The organism is Pelagimonas sp. (genome assembly GCF_050633425.1).
GTDB lineage: Bacteria > Pseudomonadota > Alphaproteobacteria > Rhodobacterales > Rhodobacteraceae > Pelagimonas.
Window position 1 is genome coordinate 1 of the sequence record NZ_JBOEGM010000042.1, and the last position, 9,876, is coordinate 9,876.

Annotated in this window: 9 protein-coding genes; 8 read left to right on the top strand and 1 reads right to left on the bottom strand. The window is 59.2% G+C overall.

All coding sequences use genetic code 11. From position 1 onward, the window contains the following. Positions 1-1,148, top strand: a 1,148-nt coding sequence (locus ACRBB0_RS25680) for a tyrosine-type recombinase/integrase (RefSeq protein WP_431377329.1), incomplete at its 5' end; no start/stop codon positions are given. Positions 1,149-1,220: 72 nt separating this feature from the next. Here the strand turns inward: ACRBB0_RS25680 and ACRBB0_RS25685 are convergent. Next, a complete protein-coding gene (locus ACRBB0_RS25685) occupies positions 1,221-1,367 on the bottom strand; it encodes a hypothetical protein (protein WP_431377330.1) in 147 nt (48 codons plus the stop codon). Between the two features lie 247 nt (positions 1,368-1,614). Between ACRBB0_RS25685 and ACRBB0_RS25690 the strand changes: the two genes are divergently transcribed. The 7 genes from ACRBB0_RS25690 (at position 1,615) to ACRBB0_RS25720 (ending at position 9,611) form a co-directional block, all read left to right on the top strand. Beyond that, positions 1,615-2,499: a recombinase family protein gene (locus ACRBB0_RS25690; RefSeq protein ID WP_431377336.1), complete on the top strand. Its 885-nt coding sequence runs from the start codon at positions 1,615-1,617 to the stop codon at positions 2,497-2,499. A 293-nt stretch (positions 2,500-2,792) separates the two neighbouring features. After that, a complete protein-coding gene (gene repA / locus ACRBB0_RS25695) occupies positions 2,793-3,938 on the top strand; it encodes a plasmid partitioning protein RepA (RefSeq protein WP_161489483.1) in 1,146 nt (381 codons plus the stop codon). Next, positions 3,928-4,851 carry a ParB/RepB/Spo0J family partition protein gene (locus ACRBB0_RS25700; protein ID WP_431377331.1) on the top strand — a complete coding sequence of 308 codons (924 nt, stop codon included), beginning with the start codon at positions 3,928-3,930 and terminating at the stop codon, positions 4,849-4,851. Before repA ends, ACRBB0_RS25700 begins: the two co-directional genes overlap by 11 nt. A gap of 203 nt (positions 4,852-5,054) precedes the next feature. After that, on the top strand, positions 5,055-6,188 hold the full coding sequence (locus ACRBB0_RS25705) for a helix-turn-helix domain-containing protein (RefSeq protein ID WP_431377332.1): 1,134 nt from the start codon (positions 5,055-5,057) through the stop codon (positions 6,186-6,188). Between the two features lie 113 nt (positions 6,189-6,301). Next, positions 6,302-8,485 carry a ParB/RepB/Spo0J family partition protein gene (locus ACRBB0_RS25710; protein ID WP_431377333.1) on the top strand — a complete coding sequence of 728 codons (2,184 nt, stop codon included), beginning with the start codon at positions 6,302-6,304 and terminating at the stop codon, positions 8,483-8,485. Between the two features lie 100 nt (positions 8,486-8,585). Continuing rightward, entirely contained in the window at positions 8,586-9,059 is a 474-nt protein-coding gene (locus ACRBB0_RS25715) for a hypothetical protein (RefSeq protein WP_431377334.1), read from the top strand. A 387-nt stretch (positions 9,060-9,446) separates the two neighbouring features. Next, entirely contained in the window at positions 9,447-9,611 is a 165-nt protein-coding gene (locus tag ACRBB0_RS25720) for a hypothetical protein (protein WP_431377335.1), read from the top strand. Positions 9,612-9,876 lie beyond the last annotated feature (265 nt).

Genomic DNA, 9,876 nt, shown 5'->3' on the forward strand with positions numbered 1-9,876 from the left:
ATGAGCCCCATACACCCGAGAAATCGACCTCAGCGTCCAATGATGCGATGAACCGTGATGCGCGCAATGAGAGAGACCATGCTGAAGACAGCCCGATCGCCCTGCCCTCCCATGCCGGGGGCCTCGCAGGCCTTGCGGGCTCCGGCACGCTCGATCGGTTGGTTGAAAATGCGCGCGACTACGCCAAAGCCTCAACGGCTGAGAACACCAACAAGGCCTATGCCGCTGACTGGAAGCACTTCGCGCGCTGGTGCAGGCTCAGGGGTACCGATCCTATACCCCCGTCGCCAGAGATGGTTGGGCTCTATCTGGCAGATCTCGCGGCACCAGCGGCCCCCTCCCCTTCGCAGTCGGCAGTCCAACCTCTTTCCGTCTCGACTATTGATCGCCGTCTCTCCGGGTTGTCGTGGAATTACACGCAGCGCGGCTTTGCGCTTGATCGTAAAGACCGCCACATCGCTACGGTTCTCGCCGGGATCAGACGCAAGCACGCGCGCCCACCAGCCCAGAAGGAAGCAATCCTGCCGGAAGATATCCTCGCCATGGTCGCCACCCTGCCCTTCGATCTGCGTGGGCTACGGGACCGGGCCATCCTGCTGCTGGGGTTTGCCGGAGGCCTCCGGCGATCCGAGATCGTCAGCCTCGATGCCGGCAAGGACGACACCCCTGACAGCGGTGGCTGGATCGAGATTCTCGACGGCAAAGATGGCGAGGGCGCCGTGCTGACCCTAAACGCCAAGACCGGCTGGCGCGAGGTCGAGATTGGGCGTGGATCCTCGGAACAGACCTGTCCCGTGCATGCGTTGGAACAATGGCTGCACTTTGCCAAGATCGACTTCGGGCCAGTCTTTGTCCGCACCTCGCGCGACGGCAAGCGCGCCCTGGAGGCACGGCTCAATGACAAGCACGTCGCACGCCTCATCAAGGCAACTGTACTCAAAAGCGGTATTCGTGCGGAGTTGCCTGAAAAGGAACGTCTGGCGCTTTTCTCTGGACACTCCCTCCGCGCCGGTCTCGCGTCTTCGGCGGAAGTCGACGAACGCTACGTCCAGAAACAGCTTGGTCACGCCTCCGCAGAGATGACCCGCCGTTATCAACGCCGACGCGACCGGTTCCGCGTGAACCTCACCAAGGACGCCGGGCTTTGAAAGCCACTCAAACCCACTGGTTCTGTGAAACGCTTAGATAAAATGTCCGCGCCTAGCTTACAGCTTAACGCTTCAATTGAAATCGGAAATTAAATGCGACACAGGAGGCAAATCATCTTGTTCTTCTTCGAGTGGTCCCGGCAGAAACCAGAGATCTTCTTCGTGAGCCTCTTCATCCTCCTCGATGGTGATGAGTGGGTCACTGAAATCATCAGTCATAGTGGATGCTCGGATCTTCATGTGTGCAAAATACTGCTCTTTTGCACATTACCCAAGTGATTTTGTGGCGGCTGCCTTCGCTCTTTATATAGTATGCGCGCGCGACTGCCGGTGAAACCTCTCAGATCGCGCTCAGCGCATGGAAACCAAGGGTTTTTGGACGAACACGACGAGAGAGCACCTGCTTGCATTCTTTTATAAACGGTCGTTTATTAACGATACCTTAAATTGCAAATGGCCTTTTTTGATGCCCCTGATTGGTTATGCGCGCGTATCTACCGAGGATCAGACCCCCCTGCCCCAGTCGCAGGCCCTGAAATCCGCGGGTTGCGCCGAGATCCATGAAGAACAGGCCTCAGGCGGCAATCGTGCGCGGCCGGTGCTTGCGCGGGTGTTAGAACGCATAGGTAAGGGCGACACGCTGGTTGTCGTGCGTATTGACCGTCTTGCCCGCTCATTATCGCATCTGCTGGAGGTGATCGAGCGACTGGAGGCCAAGGGGGCGTTCTTTCGTTCCATTCAGGACCCGATCGACACCGGATCCCCGCAAGGCAAGTTCACGCTGCAGGTGTTGGGCGCCGCGGCCGAGTTCGAGCGTGCGCTGATCCGGGAACGTACCAAGGCGGGGCTGGCGAGCGCCCGTACCAAGGGCCGGGTCGGCGGGAACCCTGGACTGCGGGCCAAAGATCCTGCCGCTCTTCGCAAGGTGCGGCTGGCGCGACAAGACGGCTACATGGAGCGTCTGAACGAGACTGCCCAGGACTGGGTGCCCCATGTGCGCCGGCTGCGACCCGACTTGGCCTGGGAAGACGTGCTGCGCATCATCAACGGCCCCTTGCCCGAGGCGCGTCGCTGGACCCAAAGCCGTCTCTTGCGCGCTGTGAAGGCATATGTCCGCGACGGCTTCCTGCCGGCCGAGGTGCTGGCCCGCGCCGGGCGCCGCGAAACCGACGACCGTCTGCCCGCCATCGTCGCCGGAATCAAGGGCGCGGACCCCGACATCACGCTTCAGGCGATCTGCACCCGGCTGCAGGCGATGCGCGAACGCACGCCGCGCGGGCGGACAAGCTGGCAGCCTTCGTCGGTGAAGATGCTGCTGGAGCGGGCCGAGAGGCTGGGGTTGCTCGACTGAGATCCCGGAGAATCGTCCATCCGATTCTGCCGACTGATTTCTGTACGCACTCACAATACATCTTGTGGTCACTTCGCAGCTGGCAACGAGGTGTTGAAGTAGAGTGAGAGCGCAGTCGCCCAAGACGCTGATTTTTAACAGTTTACCGTCGACAGAAATGGGTGCCTTCAACGCCCCCAGGCCGCTCAACGGTTTGGTCTGGATTTATCCACAATATCTGTTAAGCTTTGCAAAACAATAAAGACTTGAGGGCAGTGATGAACGGGATACGGGCCTCCCAGAGATTTGAAGTCATGTCCAAGCGACTTGGTAGTCGGTTGCGTGAACATGCGCAGGAAACCTTCCCACCGGACGCTCAGAAGGGTCTCCGCCGCTTCGCCATGCGGGAAGCGGCCGAACTTCTTCGCATTAATCAGAATACCTTCCGCCATCATGTGTCAAACCTCGAAGGCTTCCCCGAAGGTGTTCTGGAGGGCGGCAACCGCCGTAGCTTCTCTGCAGAGGAGATGGTCGAGGCACAACGCGTACTTCTCGAGACTGGAAGGATCAAGCCAGAAGAACACCCGCACAGAAGACCGGGAGAGGCTTGTCAGGTCTTGACGATTTTCAACCTGAAAGGTGGTTCGGCAAAGACGTCATCTGTTGCCCATGTAGGACAACTACTGGGTCTCCGCGGATACCGGGTCTTGCTGATCGACCTCGACAGCCAGGCAAGTCTGACGAACCTGTTCGGGGTAACTCCCGAGCTTGATCCGGATATGCCAACTTCATACGATCTTATCCGATCCGACGATCCATTGCCCGCAGCAGAGATCATTCGCAAAACGAACTTCCCGACCGTGGATCTGATCCCGGCATCCATGGACATCATGGAATACGAGTTTGAGGTCGCCTTGAGCTTCAGACACGGCGCCACCACGTTCCATAGCCGCATCCGGGAAGCGCTTGAGCCTGTCCTCAACCGATATGATGTGGTGATATTTGACACCCCACCGCAGCTGAACTTCTCTGTGATCTCTGCCCTCTTTGCATCAACCGGGGTCCTGATCCCGCTCAACGCGTCGATGCTCGATGTCATGTCGCTGGCGAGCTTTCTGGGCATGGCTAGCAACCTGATGGGCGTCGTAGAGGCACACGCCCCGGAACATGGACTGAACTTCGTGCGAGTTCTGATCACCCGTTACGAAAATACGGATGGTCCGCAGGTGCAGATTTCATCTCTGCTTCGGACAGTCCTCGGGGATGCCGTATTGTCTGCCGAGTTTCTGAAATCAACAGCCGTGGGTGATGCTGCGAACACCCAGCAGAGCATCTTTGAGGTCGAACCTCGCGATGTGAACCGCAGAACTTACGAGCGCGCGATCGAGTCCGTCTCGCGCGTGACAGACGAAGTCGAACGCGAAATCCTGAAAGCATGGGGGCGTAGCCATGGCGCGTAAGGTCTTCGGGGACTCACTCAAGAACGCGATGGGCAAAACGCCGCCTTCGGACGAGGATCTGGATGTGAAGCGAACGAGCCCGACAGTAGCTCGCGCACAAGCATCTGTGCTCGAAGAGGATAAACACGCCACGCGGCTGATCGACCCGACCGCCATACGGATGTCCGCGGTCATGGACCGCATCGATCCAAGCGATGGTCTGGATGAGCTTGTCTCGTCGATCCGCGAGCACGGTCAAAAGGTTCCAGTGCTGGTTCGCCGAACCCAGGACGGTGCGCTTGAGATCGTCTATGGACGCCGTCGGCTTCTCGCTTGTCGCCAACTTGGTCAGAAAGTGCGCGCCACGGTCATGGAGATGACCGACGAAGAAGCTCTCATTGCCCAAGGCGTAGAGAATAATGCGCGGCAAGACCCATCGTTCATCGAAAGGGCTTTGTTTGTCGCCGGGATCATTCGAGAACTTGGGAAAACTGACGAAACACGCAAGAACGCTCAAACGATCGCGTATCGGGCACTTCAGATCGATGAATCGCTCGTCTCGCGGATGAACCGTATCGCTACGGGCATCCCGATGGAACTGATCCAGGCTATCGGACCTGCACACGGCGTTGGTCGACGGGTTTGGGAAAAGCTTTTCAGGCTGTGCGAGAAAGACGTCGCGAGAGCCCGAGAAATTGCCAGCGAAATCCCTTGCAACATCCCGGGCCCCGACCGTCTCGAAGCGGCGGTCACCTTGCTGACAGCCACCAAACCGTCGACGCAGAAGACACATTCCAGAGAGCGCGTGAAAATCGGCCGAAAGGGCAACCGCATCACCATCGATGTGGACGAGGATCTTGTCCCTCGTGTTGAGGAGGCAGTCCGGAAGCTGGTCACAGAGCTTCTTGACCGCGGTCAAGACAGGCCAGAGTGACGACCCCGTGTCTTGACCGCGGTCAAGACATCAAAAGAAACGAGCAGAGAACGAAAGGAGGACCGGCTAGAAAAAGAAAGACCCCCCGAAAGCGATGCTTCCGAAGGGCCTCAATCAGTCTCGACACCTGATTGATACCCCCAAAACGAATCGATTTCAACACCGCTCGCGGTGAACGGGGAAGCTTTTTCTTCCGAAACACCATGAGACATGCAACTGAAACAACAACCGCCCTGGCGGAACGGACATCTTTGCCCTGCCCTAACCCCTACGAGCTTCTGGGCCCGGTTCGCGTACTGAGGAAGGAGCTCGGTCTCACAACCAATGACCTCGCCGTTCTGACCGCGCTCATTAGCTTCCTACCCCGCAACGAACGTGAGATTCAGGACAGCAAGCGACTTACGCTCACTGTCGTGTTCCCATCGAACGCTTCTCTCTCAGAGCGCGCCAATGGACTCGATGAGAGAACACTTCGACGCAGCCTGGGACGCCTCTCAGCTGCTGAACTGATCGAACGCAAGAACTCAGCAAATGGCAAACGCTTTCCGCTGAGGTATGGAGGCGTTATCAGAGATGCCTTCGGTATCGACCTGAAACCCTTGATACAGAGGTACGGCTCGCTCGCGACACAAGCCTTGGAACTCACCGAAGAACGCGAGCGCTTGCGCTCACTGAAGGCTGAGGCGTTGGCCCTACGTGCTTCGCTACTCCAACAGACACGCTTCGATGAAGCAAAGCTCTCTACCCTCAACATGATCAGAAATGTCCTGCGTCGAGCAACACTAACCGTTGATGCAGTCCTGAGCGTTATCTCGGAACTTAGAGCCCTCGGAGCCGATACCGACGCAAGCTACGGTGAACACCATGCCGCAGCAAAAGCTAGTTCCGAAGATAATTTACAAGCTATCGAACACCAACCTTATGCACCAGAATCCAACGATCTGCCCGCCACAAACGGACAAAATGTCCGGCACATAGAGTCTTTAAAAAAAGATATTAAAAAGATTGCTCCCTCTACGGTCAATCGCGCTGAACAAACCGCAAAAACCAAACCGACGATGAACCGAGACCCAGCACGCATGGCATGGGAAGATTTCACCCATGTTGCGGGATTTTTCCCAGAACCGCCGCGTACAGGAGAAGCCCTCACCCGCATTCTATACGACCTCGGTCGATTGCTTAGAATAAGCCAAGACGAACTGCGGCATGGGCTCCAGAAAGCTGGCGCGGGAAAACTGCTTCTCGTCTTCGACTACCTGATAGCAAGAGCAGACACGATCAAACACCCTGACGCCTATTTCGAAAGGATCCTACGCACACAACTTGCTCCCACATGAACTTCTTGACCGCGGTCAAGAACAACCGCGAGAGGGAAAGGAGTGTTGGTTTGAGGGTGACGGGAAGTGAGATCGGGAGAGTGGCTTCCGGCGCCCGTCGTGGAGAAGATCTGATGACGAAAGCTGTCCAGAAAATCACCCTGTCCCCTTCGCGGGATATCCCTTTCGACAAGCTCGTGTTGAGCCAGTCCAATGTGCGGCGCATCAAGGCTGGCGTATCCGTCGAGGAACTCGCCGAAGACATCGCCCGCCGTGGTCTCTTGCAGAGCCTGAGCGTGCGGCCCGTGTTGGCTGACGATGGGACCGAGACCGGCAAGTTCGAGATTCCGGCCGGTGGACGGCGGTTCCAGGCATTGTCCCTGCTGGTGAAGCAGAAGCGTTTGGCGAAGACCACGCCCATTCCCTGCATCGTGCGGGATGCTGCGTCCGACATCCTGGCCGAGGACGATTCCCTTGCAGAAAACATGCAGCGCGTCGCCCTGCACCCGCTCGATCAGTTCCGCGCGTTTGTGGCGCTGCGGGACAAGGGTCAAAGCGATGCTGAGATTGCCGCCGCCTTCTTCGTGACGCCGCAGATCGTGAAGCAGCGCCTCAAACTTGCCTCCGTCGCCCCTGCCCTGCTTGAGGTCTATGCCGAGGATGGCATGACGCTGGAACAGCTGATGGCCTTCACGGTGAACCCCGATCACGCGCGTCAGGTTCAGGTCTGGGACGTGATCCATTCATCCTGGAACAAGGAGCCATTCCAGATACGGCGCATGCTGACCGAGACCTCGGTCCGGGCGTCCGACCGACGCGCGGTCTTTGTGGGTGTTGATGCCTATGAAGCGGCTGGTGGCACGATGCTGCATGACCTCTTTCAGGGCGATGACGGTGGTTGGCTCGAAGACCCTGCCCTGCTCGATCGGCTGGTGAGCGAAAAACTCCAGGCGGAGGCTGAGACGGTAGCGGTTGAGGGCTGGAAATGGATCGAGGTCGCACTCGACCTGCCCTACGGCTACAGCCACGGCCTGCGGTCCCTGTCCGGCGATCCAGCACCAATGACGGATGACGAAGGTGCGGCCCATGCCAAGCTGCTCGCCGAGTATCGGGCTCTGGAAGAGGAATACGCGGGACAGGATGAATTGCCTGACGAGATCGACACGCGGCTTGGCGTGTTGGAAACGGAGATGGAAAGGATCGAGACCCGGCCGTTGATCTTCGACCCCTTGGAAATTGGACGGGCAGGTGCGTTCGTCACATTCGACCGCTACGGTGCGCTGGCAGTCTATCGCGGCTATGTGCGTCCAGAGGATGAGCCCGTTGAGGAGACCGCGGTTCAGGACGGTACTGATCCTGCGGTGGCGGGGCAGGGGGATGATCGTGATCTCACCGATAGCCATGCCAGTGCCGCTCATGTCGGAACCGTCATCATGTCGGGTGGCCAGCCAGTTGGGGCAGACCTGCCGGAGGATGAAGATGACGGGGCGCTGAAGCCACTGCCTGAGCGGTTGGTCATGGAGTTGACGGCCCACCGGACGCTGGCACTGCGTGAAGCGATCGGACGCTCGCCAGATGTCGCGCTGACGCTGCTGCTTCTGAAGCTTGTCACAGATATCTTCCGCAGCTCCTCTGCTTCGGGCAGCTGTCTCGAGGCATCCGTGCGTCACGTCTACATGTCGGCGCAAGCGAGTGATCTAAAGGACAGCGTGGTGGCCAAGCTGGTCGACGAGCGTCACGCGGAATGGGAAGCCGATCTGCCGCTTGGCGATGACGCGGCACTCTGGGACTATCTGACAGTTCTCGACCAGGGCAGCCGTCTGGCCTTACTGGCACATTGCCTCAGCTTCGGTGTCAACGCGCTGCATGAGAAGGTCAACCCATACGGGGCAGGCATCTCTGCAGGTGGTCTGACGCGTCGTATGGCGCATGCCGATCTCGTGGCGTGTGCCGTCGAACTCGACATGGTCGATGCGGGCTGGGAGCCGACGGTCGACACCTATCTCAACCGCGTGCCCAAGGTCCGCATCCTCGAGGCCGTGCGCGAGGCGAAAGGGGACGGGACTGCCCAGCTTCTCGATCACCTGAAGAAGGGCGAGATGGCCAGTGAGGCCGAGCGCTTGCTGAAGGGCAGCGGCTGGTTGCCCGAGGCCTTGCGCCGGAACGATCTCGTAGCGCTGGACGATGAGGGCCATACCGAAGGGCAAGGGGCGGATGTCGATGCCGAAGTGGCTGAGAGCGTCAGTGAAGCTGACCTTCCTGCATTCCTGACGGATGGCTTGCCTGCTGAAGGCGCGTCTATGCTGGCCGCGGAATAACGTGATCCAGCAGGGGGCGGGTATTCCGCCCCCAAATCATCCAATAACCGAAAAATATCAATAGGATGAATGCGATTGCTCGCATTCGAAATGAGGAATCATGTCTGCAACAACCATCATCGACACTGCACCCCTCGGGGCGCTCATTCGCTACACTGACGGCAGCCCCAAGCCGCCGGCGCGCTTCACAAAGAAGCTCGCAGCCTGGGAGCGCTCGAACGGCGTGGGCCGCCTTGTGAAGAAGGAGCCACCCCGACCTTACCCGACCTGGACGGCTCCGGCCTCCTTCACGCTGCATGAGGGAAACTTCTCCTCTGACGGGGTCATCCTCGTCACCATCATGCGCAGCCATTCGGCTGACAGCGCCCTGGTTTTCGAGGTGGCCGAGGATCCGAAGCCCGGGCAGGTGCGCGTGCTTCTCGACTTCGGTGGCAACACCGAGTTGCTGCATCTGGCGGAAACGATCACCGCGGCCGAGCTCTGGATCGCGCGAGAGGGCTACCGCAACGCGCGGCTTGAGATCGTTGGCGACGAAGACAGCGAAAGGGCAGGGGGCGCGAACCTGGCCGCCTGAGCCCAACTGAAACCGAGGGGCCCGCCCAAGCGCGGGCCTCTCAACCATCACAACCTTGTCCTTTGAGTTCGCGGGGCACCAAAGGATCCATCCCCAAGCAACAAAGTCTTCAATCAAGAGTTTGCCCGGGAGGCTGGCGGCGTTCCAAGCATCAGCGCGACAACCGGCTCCTGACGTTTGGGGACCATCCCCCGCTCGCCATTCCCTTCCTTGGCCCGAATCCTGTCTTCGAGATCAACCCGCGAGGGGTCGGACTACGGGCGAGCCCGTGCCGCCGGATGGATTCGGACGAGCCGAACGCACCCGGTGATGTCAGCCAGTCTTCGGGCCTGCGGGGTCCTGTCGCGCGGGGGATGGTCCCCCGCCTCCAAGACAGGAGCCAAACAGATGTCCCGCAAAGATGCACACGCCTTCGCCGCCTCACTCGCCGCCACGCTCATGGTCTCGATCGTCGTCTTCCAGGCTGGAGATGGAACCTTCGGCGCCCTCCCCGCCGATGAAATCGACGGCGACGAGGTCGTGATCGTCTCGGAGTACGATCCCTTCGGGTGAGGCTTCGGCCTCACTTCCCGTGGTCCCGGGCGCGGCGCAGGTGCGCCTCCGGGCCTATCGCCGACCAAGTGATCTGCGATGCCGATCTGAGGAACGGCGGTGTGCCACCTGGCGCAGATCGTGGGGCGCACAGGCCGCAGGGAGCCGACCTTCACCGCGAAGCGTACGGATGGCAGCGCAAAGCAGCGGGCTGACATTGCAAGCATCGAAGCATCGCGAAAATTTCGCTTGCCTTTAAGAAATACAACATCGTATGATGTAGAAA

Bases quoted from the DNA above. Each gene is read 5' to 3' on its own strand.
- ACRBB0_RS25685 (WP_431377330.1), bottom strand. From the start codon at position 1,367: ATGACTGATGATTTCAGTGACCCACTCATCACCATCGAGGAGGATGAA.
- ACRBB0_RS25690 (WP_431377336.1), top strand. From the start codon at position 1,615: ATGCCCCTGATTGGTTATGCGCGCGTATCTACCGAGGATCAGACCCCC.
- repA (WP_161489483.1), top strand. From the start codon at position 2,793: ATGTCCAAGCGACTTGGTAGTCGGTTGCGTGAACATGCGCAGGAAACC.
- ACRBB0_RS25700 (WP_431377331.1), top strand. From the start codon at position 3,928: ATGGCGCGTAAGGTCTTCGGGGACTCACTCAAGAACGCGATGGGCAAA.
- ACRBB0_RS25705 (WP_431377332.1), top strand. From the start codon at position 5,055: ATGAGACATGCAACTGAAACAACAACCGCCCTGGCGGAACGGACATCT.
- ACRBB0_RS25710 (WP_431377333.1), top strand. From the start codon at position 6,302: ATGACGAAAGCTGTCCAGAAAATCACCCTGTCCCCTTCGCGGGATATC.
- ACRBB0_RS25715 (WP_431377334.1), top strand. From the start codon at position 8,586: ATGTCTGCAACAACCATCATCGACACTGCACCCCTCGGGGCGCTCATT.
- ACRBB0_RS25720 (WP_431377335.1), top strand. From the start codon at position 9,447: ATGTCCCGCAAAGATGCACACGCCTTCGCCGCCTCACTCGCCGCCACG.